The sequence below is a fragment of the Streptomyces sp. NBC_00212 genome, assembly GCF_045206365.1.
Classification (GTDB): domain Bacteria; phylum Actinomycetota; class Actinomycetes; order Streptomycetales; family Streptomycetaceae; genus Streptomyces.
Genome location: NZ_CP108115.1, coordinates 1,257,631 through 1,273,399, shown reverse-complemented (window position 1 = coordinate 1,273,399; position 15,769 = coordinate 1,257,631). Strand labels below are relative to the sequence as shown.

Genomic DNA, 15,769 nt, shown 5'->3' with positions numbered 1-15,769 from the left:
CCTTGAAGCGCCCCCGCCTCAAGCCCATGAAAGAGCGCAACCCCGTCGCCGTCAGCCTGGTGGGGCTGCTGCTCCTGGCCCTGATCGGCGTCGCCGCGTACAACGCGGACTCGCTGCCGTTCATCGGGGGCGGCACGACCTACAGTGCCGACTTCTCCGAGTCCGCAGGGCTGCGCGACGGCGACGAGGTGCGGATCGCCGGGGTCAAGGTGGGCGAGGTCAGCGGTGTCTCGCTCGCCGGAGCCAAGGTGAAGGTCACCTTCAAGGTGAAGCACGCCTGGATCGGCGACGCCTCGACCGCGGCCATCGCCATCAAGACCCTGCTCGGCGAGAAGTACCTGGCCATAGACCCGCTCGGCACTGCCGAGCAGGACCCCGGCAGCCGCATCCCGCTGGCCCGCACGACCTCCCCGTACGACGTCACCCAGGCCTTCGAAGGGCTCAGCAACACGATCGGCGGCATCGACACCGCGCAGCTCGCCAAGAGCTTCGAGACGATCTCCGACACCTTCAAGGACTCGCCCCCCGAGGTGCGCACCGCCGTCTCCGGGCTCTCGGCGCTGTCCAAGACCGTCTCCCAGCGCGACACGCAACTGGCCCAACTCCTCAAAGGCAGCGAGGAGTTGACGAAGACGCTGGCCAACAAGAAGAGCAGCTTCGAGACGCTGATCGACGACGGCGGACTGCTCCTCGGTGAACTCAAACAGCGCCGCGACGCCATCCAGGCGCTGCTCACCGGAACCCGCGGCCTCGGCACCCAGCTGACCGGCCTCGTCAAGGACAACTCGGCCCAACTGAAGCCCACCCTCACGGCGTTGGGCCGCGTCACGGACGTCCTCATGAAGAACCAGCAGGGCCTCGACCGCACACTGGCGCTGGCCGGCCCCTACTACCGGCTCGTCGGCAACACCCTCGGAAACGGCCGCTGGTTCGATACGTACATCTGCGGGCTCGTCCCCAGGAACTACCTGCCGGCGAAGTCGCTTCCGGACCACGGCTGCATGCCGCCGAAGAACGGAGGCTACCCATGAGCCGGCGACGCGCTCTCACGATCGTCCTGGCCCTCGCGGTGATCGCCGCGACCGTGGCCGGCGGGCTGCGCGTGTTCGCCGGCCCGGGCGGCAAGCGGATCACCGCCTACTTCGACCACGCCGTCGGGATCTACCCCGGGTCGGACCTGCGGATCCTCGGGGTCAAGGTCGGCGAGGTCGACTCGGTCACCCCGCAGGGCCGGCAGGTCAAGGTGGTGGTCACGCTGGACCGGGGCGTACGGGTGCCCAAGGACGCGCGGGCCGCCGTCGTCTCGCCCAGCGTCGTCGCCGACCGCTACGTCCAGCTCACCCCGGCCTACACCGGTGGACCCGAGATCGCCGACCGGGCGGAACTCCCGGCCTCGCGCAACGCCACCCCCGTCGAGGTCGACCAGCTCTACGCCTCCATCACCGAGCTCAGCAAATCGCTCGGCCCCAGCGGAGTGAACGCCTCGGGAGCGCTCTCAGGGCTGCTCGACACCGGGGCCAAGAACCTCGACGGCAACGGCGCCGCGATCGGCGACTCCATCGAGCAGTTCGGCAAGGCGGCCAAGACGCTCGACGGCAGCAGCGAGCACCTCTTCGCCACCCTGTCGTACCTGCAGACGTTCACCACCATGCTGAAGAACAAGGACGGCGCGGTGCGCGACGCGCAGAACCAACTCGCCGACGTGACCTCGTTCTTCGCCGACAACAAGGACAACCTGGCGGGCGCGCTGAAGGAACTCGGCACCGCGCTCGGCAACGTCAAGACCTTCATCCAGGACAACCGCGGCAGCCTCAAGGCCGAGGTCGACAAGCTCGCCCCGCTCACCCAGATCCTCGTCGACCAGCGGGCCTCGCTCGCGGAGGCCCTGGACACCGCGCCCCTGGCCGCCGGAAACGCTCTCAACGCCTACGACCCGGCGCACCGCACCCTCGACGGCCGCGGCAACATCAACGAGATCAGCATGGGCGGCGACATCGTGTTCCCGCTCAACCCGGCGGTCGCGGGCAGCGCGGGGCTCGTGCCGGTGCCGCAGGCCCGCCTGAAAGCGCTCCCAACCCTGCCCCTGCCCCCCGTCGGCACGGTGTACGGGACGGCGGCCGACCCCGCGAAGGGCGCCGCCCCCGGCCCCTCGGCGAAGAAGGGGGGCCGGGGATGAAGGCCCGCGTCACACGCCGTACCGGCGCCGCGCTGGGCGCCGGTGTCGCCGTCGTCGTCGCCCTGGCCCTCACCCTCGGCAGCTGCTCGGTGCCGTCGTTCTCCGGGATCGACCAGCTGCCGCTGCCCGGCGGCGCCGACCTGGGCAGCCATCCGTACGACATCACCGCCGACTTCGCCGACGTACTGAGCCTGGTGCCGCAGGCCGCGGTGAAGGTCAACGACGTCGCCGTCGGCCGGGTCACCAAGGTGTCGCTGGCCTCCGACGGCTGGTCCGCCAAGGTCACCATGCGGATCAGGGGAGACGTCAAGCTGCCGGCCAACGCCTACGCCCAGCTGGAACAGTCCAGCCTCCTCGGCGAGAAGTTCGTCCAGCTCTCCGCGCCGGCGAAGGAGACCAAGGAGGCGGCCCAGGGGCGCCTCGGGCCCGGCGCCGCCATCCCGATCACGCGGACCAACCGCAACCCCGAGGTCGAGGAGGTCCTGGGAGCGCTCTCCATGCTGCTCAACGGAGGCGGCGTCAACCAGCTCAAGACCATCACGACCGAGCTCAACAAGGCGATCGGCGGCCGCGAGCCCGAGGTCCGCTCCATGCTCCAGCGCGTCAACACGCTGGTCACCGACCTGGACGGCCACCGCACCGACATCACCGACGCGCTCGACGGGGTCAACCGGCTCTCCGCCACCCTCGCCACCCGCAAACAGCAGGTCGGCACCGTACTCACCGGACTGTCCCCGGGCCTCAAAGTCCTGGAGAACCAACGGGGTTCACTCCTCACGATGCTCAAGTCGCTCGACACCCTCTCCACGGTCGCCGTCTCGACGATCAACAAGAGCAAGGACGACATGGTGGCCGATCTGAAGGCGATCGCACCGACGCTGAAGGCGCTCGCGGACTCCGGCAAGGACCTGCCGGACTCCCTCCAGGTGCTTGTCACCTATCCGTTCACCGACGAGGTGCTGCGCGGCGTGAAGGGCGACTACCTCAACGTCTACCTCGACGTGACGGCCGCCCCCGGCACCCAGGTCATCCCGCCGCTGACGACGCCGCCCGCATCGGCCACCGCGCAGCAGGCGCCGCTCGGCCTGCCGTCCGTCGGCGGAACGGGAGGGACGCGCTGATGCTGACCACGGCGACGAGGCTCAAGAACCTCGCGTTCCTCGTGATCGGGGTGCTGGTGCTCGGCTACACCGGGTTCCGTTACGCCGACATCGGCCACTACGTCGGCATCCGCGACTACTACACGGTGAAGGTCCATCTCGCCGAGACCGGCGGCCTGTTCACCCATTCCAACGTCACCTATCGGGGCGTGTCGGTGGGCCGGGTCGGGCCCATCGGACTCACCGACGACGGCGTCGTCGCCGAGTTGCGCATCGACAACTCGGCCCCGCCCATCCCGACCGCGCTGAAGGCCGTGGTGGCCAACCTGTCCGCCGTCGGCGAGCAGTACATCGACCTGCGGCCCACCGCCGGCGGGGCGCCCTACCTGGGCGACGGAGGTGAGATCGAGCAGGACGACACCGCCACCCCGGCGCCCGTCACCACCGTCCTCAGCAGCGTCAACGATCTCGCCGCATCAGTGCCGCTTGACTCGCTGCGCACCGTCGTCGCCGAGTTCGGCAAGGCTTTCGAAGGGCGCGGCGACGACCTCCAGGTGCTCCTCGACAACGGCACCGACTTCGTGAAGGCGGCCGACAGGGCGCTGCCCACCACGACCACGCTGCTCGCGGACGGCCAGACCGTGCTCAGCACCCAGGCCGAGGAAGGGCAGGCTATCAAATCCTTCGCTTCGGGCGCCCAGCAATTGGCTGCCACGCTCAAGGACTCGGACACCGATCTGCGCCGCCTCATCGCCGCCGCGCCCGACGCCGCCGGGCAGATCAGCGGGCTGCTCAGGGATCTGAACCCGCAGCTCAGCGTGGTGCTCGCCAACCTCCTCACGACCGCCGACGTAGCCGTGACCCGGCAGCGCGGAATCGAGGAACTCCTCGTGAAACTACCGCCGTTGGCAGCGGCGGGAGCCACGGCCATCGACGCCAAGGGCGCCAATCTCGGCATGGCAGTCACCTTCTTCGCGCCGCTTCCGTGCACCGACGGATACGGCGGCACGGTCTACCGCAACGGCCTCGACACCCTCGACACGCCGAACCTCAACACGAAGGCGAGATGCGCCGCGCCCGCGAGCAGTGGCACCGACGTGCGTGGCTCGGCACACGCTCCGACCGGCGGACAGGTCCCAACTCCCGCTCAGCCAGGGGCACTTCCGCCTGCGCAACAGGTCGCGCCCGCAGCCCCGGCATCAACGCTCCCGGGAGCCCTGGCCCTGCCCGCGCTGCCGAGCGGCGGCCCCCTGGACCTGGCCGGACTGCTCGGCCTGAGCCCCGCCGCCGGTGGAAAGGAGGTGCGCCCGTGATCGCTCTCCCCGGCCCATCCCGACTCCGCCGCGCACTCGTGGTGGCCGCGCTCACCGCCTCGCTCGCCTTCGCCGCCTTCGCGGGATGGGCGTACCTGGACGCGCGGGACGACTCAACGGTCGCGTACGCCACCTCGCGCGACGCCGCCCTTCAGGCGGGCCGGACGCAGATCGCCGCGCTCTCCACGCTGGACGCGGCCCACCCCGACGCCGCCCTGCGCACCTGGCTCGACGCCTCGACTGGCCCGCTGCACGACGAGCTCCGCCGTACGGGGGCAGGGAAGCCGACGACCTCGGCGCGCGGCAGCGTCACCGACGCCGCCGTCACCGAGCTCGACGACCGCTCCGGCACGGCGAAGCTCATCGCGACGGTGCAGGTCCAGCTCACCCCGGCGGGCGGAGCGGCCACCACCACCGACCGCAAACGCTTCGAGGCTGCGCTCGAACGCACCGGATCCGGCTGGAAGTTGAAGGCACTCAACGCGGTCCCGGTCTCCGCCCCCTGACCCCGGACCGATAGGGAGAAGCAGCGTGAGCACAGCAGAGCTGAAGACGGCGCCGGAGCCGGAGCCCGGGCACGATGTGGAGTGCGAGGACGAGAGGGCGGGCCCTGACCCCACCCCCGCCGAAGCCGCAGCCCCGACCAGCCGCCTCCGCCGCGCCCTCACCCTGGCCTGCGTACTCGTGCTCCTCCTCGCCGGGGCCGGACTCCTGTTCCAGGCAAGGCAGTTGACCGACACCACCGCCACCCGCAACCACGCACTCACCGACACTTCAGCCACCACCCGGGTCATCGGCGACGTCAGCAACACGCTCGGCAAGGTGTTCTCGTACGTGCCCCAGGACACCCGCGCCACCGAGGGCGCGGCGAAGAAGCTGCTCGGCGGGCGCGCCGCCGGTCAATACACGGCCCTGTTCGGCGAGTTGAGGCAGCGGGTCGCCGACCAGAAGCTCAGCCTCACCACCCATGTCGTACGGGCCGGGGTCACCCGGCTGACCCGCGACACGGCGGAGCTGCTCGTCTTCCTCGACCAGCGGGCCCAGCGCGAGACGAAGCCCGCCACCACCGCCGCCGCCCAGCTGTCCATCACGGCCCGACTCACCGACGGCCACTGGCAGATCACCGACATCCGAGCCCGTTAGGACGCGCCCGCTGCCGCCGGGCCCCGCGAGAGGGATCACGAAGAACATGGCACGCATGACGATCCAGCCCCTGCTCATCGCCGCGATGGTGCTCACCCTGCTGGCAGGCGGATTCGCGGTGTGGGCGGGCTGGTCCTGGTACGGCGCGGCGCACGACGGCTCCGCCGCCTACGCCGCCTCCCGCGACAAGGTCCTCGCGGCCGGCGAACAGGCCGTGCAGAACCTCTCCACCCTGGACCACAAGGACCTGGCCCACGGCCTCGACATGTGGCAGGACTCCACCACCGGCGACCTGCACCAGCAACTGGCTGACGGCAGAAGCGAGTTCGAGAAGCAGGTGCAGCAGGCGGGGACCGTGACGACCGCCAAGGTGCTCGACGGCGCGGTCACCGAGCTCGACGACCGGGCGGGCCGGGCCAGGGTGATGGTGGCGCTGCGGATCACCGTGCAGGCGCCGAAGGAGAAGCCCGCCGCCAAGGACAGCCGGATGCTCGGCGAACTCACCCGTACGTCCGGCGGCTGGAAACTCAGCGCCCTCGGCCAGGCGCCGGTCGGCAACAGCGCGGCCAACTGACCACCTACTCGTCCCCGGACAGGAGCCGCACATGTCGACGACCCGCCACCTGGTCAACCGTCAGCGCCGACTCGCGAACGCGGGCGCCGCCCGCGTCGCCACGGAGGCGCCGCCGGAACGCGGGAAGAGAGCAACCAATATCGCCGGTGGCGCCAACACCCTTAAAGCGAAGGGGAGTTCGGAGGTCAAGGCGGGCGCCGGGCCCCGCCGCCGTCTCTCTGTCTCCCTCCGCCCATCCGTCAGACGTTCCTTCGGCGGTGCCCTGCGCCTGGTCTCCGTCCGGGCCCCCGTCGTCCTGTGCGTGCTCATCGTCCTGCTCGGGGCCTTCGCCGCACTCGCCGCCACCCGGGCCGATTCGCTGCGCTCCGATCCGGCCGCGCGCAACGCCGCCCTCACCGATCCGGCCCGTACCAGCGAGGTCAAGGGGCAGACAGCCAAGGCCGTCGCCGCGCTGTTCTCGTACAACTACGCCGACACCGCCGCCGCCGACAAGGCGGCATCAACTCTCCTCACCGGCAAGGCGGTTCAGCAGCACCACGACATGCTGGCCGCCGTGCGGGCCCAGGCCAAGGACCAGAAGCTGGTGCTCACGACCACCGTGACCGAGAGCGGCGTGGAGATGATCGACGGCTCTCGCGCCCGGGTCCTCGTCTACGCCGACCAGAGCAGCACACGTACGGCGGGCGCGAAGCCCGAAGCGACCTACGCCGCCGCGATGTTCACCGTCGACCTGGTGCGGGGGAGCGGCGCCACCTGGCGGATCTCCGGCATCGACACCTTCGGGCAGGGGTCGTGAAGGCCCCGGAGTTCCACCTCGTCGCGCGGCTGCCGGGCGGGAAGCGGTTTCGGCGCGGGCTGACCGGTACGGCCGTCGCGGCTGTCGCCATGGTCGCGCTCACCGCGTCGCAGGCCCCCGGTCTCCTGCCTGCCGCGCCGCCGCGCCCGGACGAACCGGCGGCCGGCCCTTCCGCCTCCGTACGGGAACAGCCGCCGGCCGACGGCTCGTACCACACCGAGCTCCCGCCGCTGGTCTCCCCACGGCCCCCGAGTTCACCGCCGGCCGTGGGCGTGATCGACCCGGTGTGGACGCAGGAGGGCATCCCGGCCACCGTCCTCGCCGCGTACCAGCAGGCGGAAGCCCGGCTGCGGCACGCCGAGCCCCGCTGTCATCTGCCCTGGCAACTCCTCGCCGCCCTCGGCAAGGTGGAGTCGGGGCACGCGGGCGGCGGCCGGGTCGACGCGCACGGCACGACCCTCACGCCGATCCTCGGGCCCGTGCTCAACGGCGCGGGCTTCGCCGACGTCGCCGACACCGATCACGGCGCCCTGGACGGGGACACCCGCTACGACCGTGCGGTGGGCCCGATGCAGTTCATCCCGTCCACCTGGTCGACCTGGGCCCAGGACGGCAATGGTGACAGCCGGAAGGACCCCAACAACGTCTTCGACGCCGCCCTCGCCGCCGGGGTGTATCTGTGCGCGGACTCCCGCGACCTGTCGGTCCCCGGTGACCTGGACCGCGCGGTGCTGAGCTACAACCACTCCGCGGACTATCTGCGTACGGTCCTGTCGTGGCTGGAGTTCTACCGCCGGGGCACCCATGCCGTACCGGACGGGAAGGGCGTGCTGCCCACCACGCCCGGCGCGGGCAGCGCCCGGCAGATCGACGACGATCATGGAAAGAAGCAGGGCGGCGGCATCGTCATCGGGCCCCAGCCGAGCAGCGGGCCCTCCGCCTCGGTCCCCGCGCGTCCCGGCGGCAGCCCGTCCGCGTCGCCGCCTCCGCAGTCGCCGTCCCCTTCGCCCTCCCCGTCCGCCTCCGATTCCCCGGGCCCGTCACCCTCGCCCTCGGGGAGCACGAGTCCCGGGCCCTCGCCGTCGGGCAGCCCGGGCCTGCCGGACTGCCCCACCGGGTCGCCGTCCGCGCCGACGACGCCGGACCCCACCGGCACGCCGCCCGCACCGGGCTGCCCCTCACCCACCCCCTGACGAAAGCACCTCCGCCAGGTCGTACCGGACCGGCTCCTCCAGCTGTGCGTAGGTGCAACTGCCGGGGGAGCGGTCCGGGCGCCAGCGGCGGAACTGCGCGGTGTGCCGGAACCGGTCGCCCTCCATGTGGTCGTACGCCACCTCCACCACCCGCTCCGGGCGCACCGCCACCCACGACAGGTCCTTCTTGCCGGTCCAGCGGCTGGTCGCGCCCGGGAGGCGGGCGCTTTCGTGCGCCGCCTCCTCGGCCCAGGCGGCCCACGGATGGCCCTCCGCCACCGGGTCGGCCATGAGCAGCGGGGCGAGCTCGTCGATCAGTTCCGCGCGGCGCTTCATCGGGAAGGCCGCGCACACGCCGACATGCTGGAGAGCGCTCTCGGCGTCGTACAGGCCGAGCAGGAGCGAGCCGACCACCGGTCCGCTCTTGTGGTGGCGGTATCCGGCCACCACCACGTCCGCCGTGCGCTCGTGCTTGATCTTGTACATGAGGCGGGCGTCGGGCCGGTAGGGAAGGTCGAGCGGCTTGGCGACCACCCCGTCGAGCCCGGCGCCCTCGTACTGCTCGAACCACCGCCGGGCCACCTCGATGTCGGTGGTGGCGGGTGCGAGGTGCACGGGTGGCGAGACGTCTTTCAAGGCCTCGGACAGGAGTGAGCGGCGCTCGGCCAGCGGGGTGTCGAGGAGCGAGGTGTCGCCGAGGGCGAGCAGGTCGAAGGCGATGAAGCTCGCCGGGGTCTGTTCGGCGAGCAGTTTCACCCGGGACGCGGCGGGGTGGATGCGTTCGGTGAGCCGGTCGAAGTCGAGGCGCCCCTCGTGCGCGATGACGATCTCGCCGTCGACCACGCAGCGCTCGGGCAGGCGCTCCACTAGGGCGGTCGCGAGCTCGGGAAAGTAGCGGGTCAGGGGCTTGCCGTTGCGGCTGCCGATGACGACCTCGGCGCCGTCGCGGTGCACGATCGCCCGGAACCCGTCCCACTTCGCCTCGTACTGCATCCCGGGCGGAATCCTCGCCACGGACTTGGCGAGCATCGGCTTCATGGGCGGCATCACCGGAAGATCCATACAATCGATTCTCGCCGATATGCGGCATTGATGCCCGCCGCCTACCGTGGCCTGCATGGGCAAGGGCGAGGCGATCGAGCTGGAGGCCGGCGGGCGGACCGTGCGGCTCTCCAATCCGGGCAAGGTGTACTTCCCGGAGTTCGGCTACACCAAGCTGGACGTGGCGAACTACTACCTGTCCGTCGCCGACGGCATCACGCGCGCCCTGCGCGACAGGCCCACCACCCTGGAGCGCTACCCGGACGGCGTCGACGGCGAGTCGTTCTTCCAGAAGCGGGCCCCGAAGAACCTCCCCGACTGGATCCCCACCGCCCGCATCGCCTTCCCCAGCGGCCGCCACGCCGACGAGATCTGCCCCACCGAACCCGCCGCAGTCCTGTGGGCCGCCCAGCTCGGCTGCCTGACCTTCCACCCCTGGCCGGTGCGGCGCGAGGCCACCGACCACCCCGACGAACTCCGCATCGACCTGGACCCGCAGCCCGGCACCGACTTCGACGACGCGGTGCCCGTAGCCCATGAACTCCGTGCCCTGCTGGGGGAGTTGGGGATCACGGGCTGGCCCAAGACGTCCGGCGGCCGGGGCATCCACGTGTTCATCCCGATCGAGCCGCGCTGGACGTTCACCGAGGTGCGGCGCTGCGCCATCGCCATTGGCCGCGAGCTGGAGCGCCGCATGGCGGGCAAGGTCACCACCGCTTGGTGGAAGGAGGAACGCGGCGAGCGGATCTTCGTGGACTACAACCAGACCGCCCGCGACCGCACCATCGCCTCCGCCTATTCGGTACGCCCCAAGCCGCACGCCCCGGTCTCGGCGCCGCTGCGCTGGGACGAGCTCGACGACGTACACCCCAAGGACTTCGACCTGCGGACCATGCCCGCGCGCTACGCCGAACTCGGCGATCTGCACGCGGACATGGACACCTACGCCTTCGGCCTTGAGCCGCTGCTCGAACTCGCCGAGCGGGACGAGCGCGACCACGAGCTCGGCGACATGCCGTACCCGCCGGACTACCCCAAGATGCCGGGGGAGCCCAAGCGGGTACAGCCGAGCCGCGCCGCCAAGGACAAGTAGCTCAGGCGACCGCGACCGGCGAGGCCAGCTCGAAGTCCGCCGCGTCGACGCCGCCCTCCTTGGTGTCGTCGTTGGCGAACACGAACGACTCGATGGGCACGCCGCGTTCGTCGCTGAGCGCCGCCACCAGCTCCTGCACGACGACCGTCTCCAGGACGACCCGGGCGCTGGGTGCGCACTGGGGCAGGCGCACGACACCGAGGCTGTCGGTCACCTCCACGTCCTGGGTGGTGATCAGGAGGGTGAGATGGCCGGCTGCCGACAGGGAGCGGGCCAGTTCGACCTCGCGTCCGTCGCCGAAGACGAGGTGCAGTGTGTTGCCCGCCGACTCCATCTCGCCGTGCAGGTAGTTGCGGGTGACCGAGGCCGCGGCCGGCATCCGGGGCACCTCGCGAAGGAGCAGGGCGGCTTCCTCGGCGCTGACCCGGGAGGCGCCGGAGGCCACGCAGTCGACGGCCACGCAGCGGGCCGCGCGCGAGCGCAGCGCGGCGACCACCTGGGCGGCGCGGCCACGGACGGTCTCGGCGTGCGCGGCGATGCCGTCCCAGGGGTCGCCCCGGCGGCCCGCGATGGCTCCGGCGATCAGATCGAGGGCGACGACCGTGGCGGTGAAGCCGACGGTCGAGGCGTACGAGTCGGGCTCGTTGCCCATGTCCACGGTCAGGTCGGCGAGTTCGCCGAGCGGCGAGGGGGTGACATTGAGGACGGCGAGCGTCGGCACGCCCTTGGCCGCCTTGAACGCCGCGATCGTCTCCGAGCTGCGGCCGCCCTGCGAGACCCCGATCAGCAGATCGGTGTCGAAGCCGCGCAGCCCGTCCTCGATCTCGCTGGAGAGCACCCGCTGGGCGGGCACGCCGTGGCCGCGGAGCACTTCGACGGGGACGGCGAGCGCCGCGTAGGAGGCGCCGATCCCGGCCAGGAGCGGACGCTCGGCCGTGCGCAGCCGGTCGAGCGTCGGGCCGTCGAGCTGCCGCCGCACCTGGGCGATCACGCGCTCAAGCGCCTGCGGCTGGCCACTTTGGCCGTCGAGGAAGGTGATACGCGATCCGGACATCGAGGGATCCTTTCGTAGGCCCCGCCGCACGTGGACGGCGGGAGCGCGGACTGGGGAGGAGCGGGCGGAGCGTCAGGCCTTGGAGGCCGGATCGTCCTCCAGGGCGGCGCCCGAGGGAATGGCGTCAGGGGAGCGCACGGGAGTGTCCGCAGGTGCGTCGGCGGATATGTCGGCGGCATCTCCCTCGCTCGGATCGCCCTCCACGGGTTCGCGGCCGGGCGTCGGCAGGTTGAAGCGCACGATCGCGAACCGGAAGATCACGTAGTAGAGCGCCGCGAAGCCCAGGCCTGTCGGGATCAGGAGCCAGGGCCTGGTGGCGATGCCGTAGTTGACGACGTAGTCGATGGCGCCGGAGGAGAAGCCGAAGCCGTCGCGGATGCCGAGCGCGTAGCAGACCGCCATGGAGACGCCGAAGAGCAGCGCATGGACGGCGTACAGGAGCGGGGCCACGAACATGAAGCTGAACTCGATGGGCTCGGTGACACCCGTGACGAACGAGGTGAGCGCGACCGAGATCATCATGCCCTTGACCATCTTGCGGTTCTCGGGCCGCGCGGTGTGCGCGATGGCCATGGCCGCGGCTGGCCGGCGCTCGGGTCGCCCGCGAGGAAGCGCGCGATGTCGCCGTGGACCTCGGCGCCGGTGTGGGGGTTGACGAACGTGCCGGCGTCGAACCAGGGGAAGACCGTGAAGAAGTGGTGCATGCCGATCGGGATCAGCGCGCGGACCACCAGGCCGAAGATGCCCGCACCCCAGGCGCCGGTGCCCACCAGCCACTCGCCGAAGTGGTAGAACCAGCCGCCGACCGTCGGCCAGACCACGCTGAAGACGATGCCCGTGCCGACGCCGGCGAAGGCGCAGAGGATCGGCACGAGCCTGCGGCCGCCGAAGAAGCCCAGCCATTCGGGGAGTTTGGTCCGGCTGAAGCGCTGGTAGAGCAGCGCCGCGACGAGACCCATGACGATGCCGCCGAAGACCTTGGCGTCGAGCGGCTCGCCGTCCACCCCCTTGGGGAAGGCGGGGCTGGCGAGGACCGCCTTGAAGACGAGGTAGCCGACCGTGGCCGCCAGCGCCGTCGAGCCGTCCGCCTTCCTGGCGAAGCCGATGGCCACGCCGATGGCGAAGAGCAGCGGCAGATAGTCGAAGACGGTCTGGCCGCCGGCGGCGAGGACCATGCCGAGCTTGCGGATCAGCTCGGGGAAGTTCTCGCGGCCCAGCAGGTCCGTGCCGCCGAGGCGGACCAGGAGCGCGGCCGCCGGGAGGGTCGCGACCGGGAGCATCAGACTGCGCCCGATGCGCTGCAGGACCGCCATGACGCCACTGCCGCCGCGCTGCTTGCCGGCGGCCTTTGCTGGACCCGTACTCATCCGTCTTCCTCCATCGCGCATGCGGTCCCGTGGCCATCCAGGGGCGTGGTCGTCGGGCCGGTCGGCCGCCGGGTCTCGCCGGCCGCCGCAACCCAAAGGTATGCAGTGGTATTCAAGTGGTCAATAGTGGTCTGCTCAGATTTTCATCCGGTGACCAAAGGCCCAGGACCCGGCCCTTGGCCCGCGAGCTGCGCCAAGGCAAGTGGTATGCGGTGGTACGCTCCGAGGATCCCGCTGGAGGTTTCCGATGAGCGCCGACGCCGCCCCCGCCCGCCCCGCCCGCAGCAGCGGGCCCGCCCCTCTGTGGGCGCAGACCGCCGAGCTCATCCACGACGAGATCCAGCGCCGCGGCCTGGCGGCGGGCGCCCGGCTGCCCGCCGAGCGCGAACTCTGCGAACGGCTCGACATCTCCCGGGTGACCCTGCGCAAGGCCTTGGCGCACCTCGTTGACCAGGGCCTGGTGACGGCCTCGCACGGCCGGGGCTGGTTCGTCGCGGCGCCGGTGGCACCCCGCGAGTGGCCCAACGACCTGGAGTCGTTCACCACGACCGCCCGCCGCAAGCACATGCGGCCGAGCTCCCTCGTGCTGCACCAGGAACTGCGCCCCGCCACCCTCGACGACGGCGACCGCCTCGACGTACCGGCCGGCGCCCCGCTGCTGCGCCTGGAGCGCGTCCGGCTGCTCGACGACGTACGCATCGCCGTCGACCGCACTCTCCTTGTGGCCTCCCTCGCGCCCGGCCTCGACGAGGTCGACTTCACCACGGCCTCGCTCTTCGAGGAACTGCACGCCCGCGGCGTCGAGTTGGAGCGCTCCGAGACCACCATCGAGGCGCGCGGCGCGGACAAGACCCTCGCCCGGCACCTCGGCATCGAGCCGGGTTCGCCCGTGCTCGCCCTGGACCAGACGATCTACGCGCGCGACCAGCGCCCGGTGCTCCTGTCGACCGTCGAGTACAGCGGGGACCGCTACCGCCTGCGCACCACACTCCAGCCACGCTGACAGGCCCGAACGAGCAGGGCCGCCGCCATTGGGCGCGAACGCGGGGGCCGTTCGTCCCCGGCCGGCCCGCGCGGCCCGAAGGTCCCGGACGTCCGGCCCCGCCGGGGTCCGCGCCCGCGCACACCAGCACCCCTTCAAGGCGCCGCGGAACGGCTCCGTCCCGAATTGTCAGTGTCCGGTGCGAGACTCAAGATGGCAGGACAACGGGACACACGAAGGAGCTCACCATGCTCAGCACCCGTTACGTCACGGGCTCTCCCAGCTGGTTCGACCTCGGCACCCCCGACCTGGACGCCGCGGCCGCGTTCTACACCGGAGTCTTCGGCTGGACGTTCCGGCCGGGCGGCCCGGAGATCGGCGGGTACGGCACGTTCCAAGCCGCCGGTAGGACCATCGCGGGCGGCATGACCGTCACCCCCGAGCAGGGCGCCCCGGCGTGGAACGTGTACTTCCGGACCCCGGACGCCGACGAAACGGCCAAGGCCGTGGAGCGGGACGGCGGCACCGTCGTCGTCCAGCCCATGGACGTCATGGAGCTCGGCCGCAGCGCGTACTTCCGGGACCCGGCGGGCGTCGGCTTCGCCGCCTGGCAGCCGAAACAGATGCCCGGCATGGAAGCCGCCAACGAGCCGAACACGCTGTCCTGGGTCGAGCTGGCCACCCCGGACGTGCGGGCGGCCACCGCCTTCTACCACGCGGTGTTCGGCTGGGAGACCTCCGAGGTGACCTTCCCGGGCGGCACGTACACGACGGTCAACCCCGCGGCCGCCGGCCCCGACTCGATGTTCGGCGGCGTGGTCCCGCTCGACAGCGACCCGCTGGAGGCCGAGGCGGGGGCGTACTGGATGCCGTACATCGAAGTGGCCGACGCCGACGCGGTCGCCGCCAAGGCGCAGGAGCTGGGCGGCACGGTCCGGATGGCGCCCGTGGACATCGAGGGTGTGGGCCGCCTCGCCAAGCTCGCAGACCCGCACGGAGCGCGCATCGCGATCATCAAGAACGCGACGCCGACTCCGTAGTCGGGTGCCGTGAGCAGCGCCGGGCGCGGATCAGTCCCCAGACCGTGAGCGGCATCGGGCGCCGATCAACTCCGACGTTCAACATTCGTTGACCGGACGTTGATCAGTGCCCGGCAGCGTGGGGAGCATGCTGAACGACACCATCACCATCGGCCCGGAACTCGCCTGGCAGGAGACCGCGTTGTGCGCCCAGGCGGGCCCCGAGTTCTTCTTCCCCGCCCCGGGCAGCTCGACCCGGGAGGCCAAGCAGCTCTGCGGAGCCTGCGAGCAACGCAAGGCCTGCCTTGAGTACGCCCTGGCCAACGACGAGCGATTCGGCGTGTGGGGCGGCCTCTCCGAGAAGGAGCGGCTGACGCTGCAACGCACCCGGCAGCGCTGACAGGGCGCGCCCGGACCTCGAAGCCACCCGGGCCCGCGCAGGCCCGACCGGGCCCACCCGCCCCGATCGCGCCGGATCGCCCGACGTCCCCTGGCGCCGCGCCGCCCGGCCGGTCCATGCTGGCCCGCACCGACAACTGCGGGAAAAGGGGGCCGAGTTGAACGCTCGGGGAACAGCGGGCGGCGGAACCTGACGCGGCGCTCCAGCGGCGCCCCGTACGTCTCGGGACCGATGGGGCCCTACCCGGGCACCGTCGACGACGAGCGCCTCGCGCGGAGCGTTCGGGACGCCGCCGAGACGCTGTACCACCCGGTCGGCACCTGCCGCATGGGCAGCGACGAGGACTCGGTCACCGATCCGCGGCTGAGGGGCAGGGGCGTGGAGGGCCTGCGCGTCGTGGACGCCTCGGTCATGCCGCGCATCACCCGCGGCCACACGCACGCGCCCACGGTGGCGACAGCCGAGCAGGCCGCGGAAATGATCCGGCAGGACGCCCGCTGAGCAGAGCGACGCCGGGC

16 protein-coding genes and 1 pseudogene are annotated in these 15,769 nt (G+C 71.6%); 14 read left to right on the top strand and 3 right to left on the bottom strand.

Annotated features, from left to right (window positions below):
• Positions 1-26: 26 nt before the first annotated feature.
• The 9 genes from OHA17_RS05915 to OHA17_RS05875 all read left to right on the top strand — a co-directional run bounded on the left by OHA17_RS05915 (position 27) and on the right by OHA17_RS05875 (position 8,295).
• Positions 27-1,031 (top strand): MCE family protein, encoded by a 1,005-nt coding sequence (locus OHA17_RS05915; RefSeq protein ID WP_406504670.1) that lies wholly within the window; start codon positions 27-29, stop codon positions 1,029-1,031.
• The gene (locus OHA17_RS05910) at positions 1,028-2,176 is read left to right on the top strand and encodes an MCE family protein (protein ID WP_406504668.1); all 1,149 of its coding nucleotides are present in this window, start codon (positions 1,028-1,030) and stop codon (positions 2,174-2,176) included. Before OHA17_RS05915 ends, OHA17_RS05910 begins: the two co-directional genes overlap by 4 nt.
• The gene (locus OHA17_RS05905) at positions 2,173-3,297 is read left to right on the top strand and encodes an MCE family protein (protein ID WP_406504667.1); all 1,125 of its coding nucleotides are present in this window, start codon (positions 2,173-2,175) and stop codon (positions 3,295-3,297) included. The genes OHA17_RS05910 and OHA17_RS05905 overlap by 4 nt, the downstream gene beginning before the upstream one ends.
• The gene (locus OHA17_RS05900) at positions 3,297-4,589 is read left to right on the top strand and encodes an MCE family protein (RefSeq protein WP_406504665.1); all 1,293 of its coding nucleotides are present in this window, start codon (positions 3,297-3,299) and stop codon (positions 4,587-4,589) included. The genes OHA17_RS05905 and OHA17_RS05900 overlap by 1 nt, the downstream gene beginning before the upstream one ends.
• Entirely contained in the window at positions 4,586-5,095 is a 510-nt protein-coding gene (locus tag OHA17_RS05895) for a hypothetical protein (RefSeq protein ID WP_406504663.1), read from the top strand. Before OHA17_RS05900 ends, OHA17_RS05895 begins: the two co-directional genes overlap by 4 nt.
• A 25-nt stretch (positions 5,096-5,120) precedes the next feature.
• Positions 5,121-5,732: a hypothetical protein gene (locus OHA17_RS05890; RefSeq protein WP_406504661.1), complete on the top strand. Its 612-nt coding sequence runs from the start codon at positions 5,121-5,123 to the stop codon at positions 5,730-5,732.
• 46 nt (positions 5,733-5,778) lie between these two features.
• Entirely contained in the window at positions 5,779-6,306 is a 528-nt protein-coding gene (locus OHA17_RS05885; RefSeq protein ID WP_406504659.1) for a nuclear transport factor 2 family protein, read from the top strand.
• A gap of 31 nt (positions 6,307-6,337) precedes the next feature.
• Positions 6,338-7,102, top strand: a complete 765-nt coding sequence (locus OHA17_RS05880) for a hypothetical protein (RefSeq protein ID WP_406504657.1) — start codon at positions 6,338-6,340, stop codon at positions 7,100-7,102.
• Positions 7,103-7,191: 89 nt separating this feature from the next.
• A complete protein-coding gene (locus OHA17_RS05875; RefSeq protein WP_406510641.1) occupies positions 7,192-8,295 on the top strand; it encodes a lytic transglycosylase domain-containing protein in 1,104 nt (367 codons plus the stop codon).
• Here the strand turns inward: OHA17_RS05875 and OHA17_RS05870 are convergent.
• Entirely contained in the window at positions 8,281-9,357 is a 1,077-nt protein-coding gene (locus tag OHA17_RS05870; protein ID WP_406504655.1) for an ATP-dependent DNA ligase, read from the bottom strand. The genes OHA17_RS05875 and OHA17_RS05870 overlap by 15 nt on opposite strands.
• Positions 9,358-9,412: 55 nt before the next feature.
• On the opposite strand from OHA17_RS05870, the gene ligD reads away from it, so the two are divergent.
• Complete coding sequence (ligD, locus tag OHA17_RS05865; protein ID WP_406504653.1) at positions 9,413-10,429, top strand: non-homologous end-joining DNA ligase; 1,017 nt, start codon at positions 9,413-9,415, stop codon at positions 10,427-10,429.
• A 1-nt stretch (position 10,430) separates the two neighbouring features.
• Here the strand turns inward: ligD and OHA17_RS05860 are convergent, their stop codons facing one another.
• Together OHA17_RS05860 and OHA17_RS05855 are read right to left on the bottom strand one after the other, a co-directional pair.
• Positions 10,431-11,483 carry an SIS domain-containing protein gene (locus OHA17_RS05860; RefSeq protein ID WP_406504651.1) on the bottom strand — a complete coding sequence of 351 codons (1,053 nt, stop codon included), beginning with the start codon at positions 11,481-11,483 and terminating at the stop codon, positions 10,431-10,433.
• 198 nt (positions 11,484-11,681) lie between these two features.
• Positions 11,682-12,850, bottom strand: a pseudogene (locus OHA17_RS05855) (PTS transporter subunit EIIC); the annotation flags it as partial.
• Between the two features lie 247 nt (positions 12,851-13,097).
• Here OHA17_RS05855 and OHA17_RS05850 point away from each other — a divergent pair.
• The 4 genes from OHA17_RS05850 to OHA17_RS05835 all read left to right on the top strand — a co-directional run bounded on the left by OHA17_RS05850 (position 13,098) and on the right by OHA17_RS05835 (position 15,752).
• Positions 13,098-13,853: a GntR family transcriptional regulator gene (locus OHA17_RS05850; RefSeq protein ID WP_406504649.1), complete on the top strand. Its 756-nt coding sequence runs from the start codon at positions 13,098-13,100 to the stop codon at positions 13,851-13,853.
• Between the two features lie 227 nt (positions 13,854-14,080).
• Positions 14,081-14,872 (top strand): VOC family protein, encoded by a 792-nt coding sequence (locus OHA17_RS05845; protein WP_406504647.1) that lies wholly within the window; start codon positions 14,081-14,083, stop codon positions 14,870-14,872.
• 127 nt (positions 14,873-14,999) lie between these two features.
• Positions 15,000-15,251 (top strand): WhiB family transcriptional regulator, encoded by a 252-nt coding sequence (locus OHA17_RS05840; RefSeq protein ID WP_053725602.1) that lies wholly within the window; start codon positions 15,000-15,002, stop codon positions 15,249-15,251.
• A gap of 231 nt (positions 15,252-15,482) precedes the next feature.
• The gene (locus OHA17_RS05835) at positions 15,483-15,752 is read left to right on the top strand and encodes a GMC oxidoreductase (RefSeq protein WP_406504645.1); all 270 of its coding nucleotides are present in this window, start codon (positions 15,483-15,485) and stop codon (positions 15,750-15,752) included.
• Positions 15,753-15,769: the final 17 nt, after the last annotated feature.

Bases quoted from the DNA above. Each gene is read 5' to 3' on its own strand.
- OHA17_RS05835 (WP_406504645.1), top strand. From the start codon at position 15,483: ATGGGGCCCTACCCGGGCACCGTCGACGACGAGCGCCTCGCGCGGAGC.
- OHA17_RS05850 (WP_406504649.1), top strand. From the start codon at position 13,098: ATGAGCGCCGACGCCGCCCCCGCCCGCCCCGCCCGCAGCAGCGGGCCC.
- OHA17_RS05845 (WP_406504647.1), top strand. From the start codon at position 14,081: ATGCTCAGCACCCGTTACGTCACGGGCTCTCCCAGCTGGTTCGACCTC.
- OHA17_RS05900 (WP_406504665.1), top strand. From the start codon at position 3,297: ATGCTGACCACGGCGACGAGGCTCAAGAACCTCGCGTTCCTCGTGATC.
- OHA17_RS05875 (WP_406510641.1), top strand. From the start codon at position 7,192: ATGGTCGCGCTCACCGCGTCGCAGGCCCCCGGTCTCCTGCCTGCCGCG.
- OHA17_RS05885 (WP_406504659.1), top strand. From the start codon at position 5,779: ATGGCACGCATGACGATCCAGCCCCTGCTCATCGCCGCGATGGTGCTC.
- OHA17_RS05915 (WP_406504670.1), top strand. From the start codon at position 27: ATGAAAGAGCGCAACCCCGTCGCCGTCAGCCTGGTGGGGCTGCTGCTC.
- OHA17_RS05905 (WP_406504667.1), top strand. From the start codon at position 2,173: ATGAAGGCCCGCGTCACACGCCGTACCGGCGCCGCGCTGGGCGCCGGT.
- OHA17_RS05840 (WP_053725602.1), top strand. From the start codon at position 15,000: ATGCTGAACGACACCATCACCATCGGCCCGGAACTCGCCTGGCAGGAG.
- OHA17_RS05910 (WP_406504668.1), top strand. From the start codon at position 1,028: ATGAGCCGGCGACGCGCTCTCACGATCGTCCTGGCCCTCGCGGTGATC.
- OHA17_RS05870 (WP_406504655.1), bottom strand. From the start codon at position 9,357: ATGGATCTTCCGGTGATGCCGCCCATGAAGCCGATGCTCGCCAAGTCC.
- OHA17_RS05880 (WP_406504657.1), top strand. From the start codon at position 6,338: ATGTCGACGACCCGCCACCTGGTCAACCGTCAGCGCCGACTCGCGAAC.
- ligD (WP_406504653.1), top strand. From the start codon at position 9,413: ATGGGCAAGGGCGAGGCGATCGAGCTGGAGGCCGGCGGGCGGACCGTG.
- OHA17_RS05860 (WP_406504651.1), bottom strand. From the start codon at position 11,483: ATGTCCGGATCGCGTATCACCTTCCTCGACGGCCAAAGTGGCCAGCCG.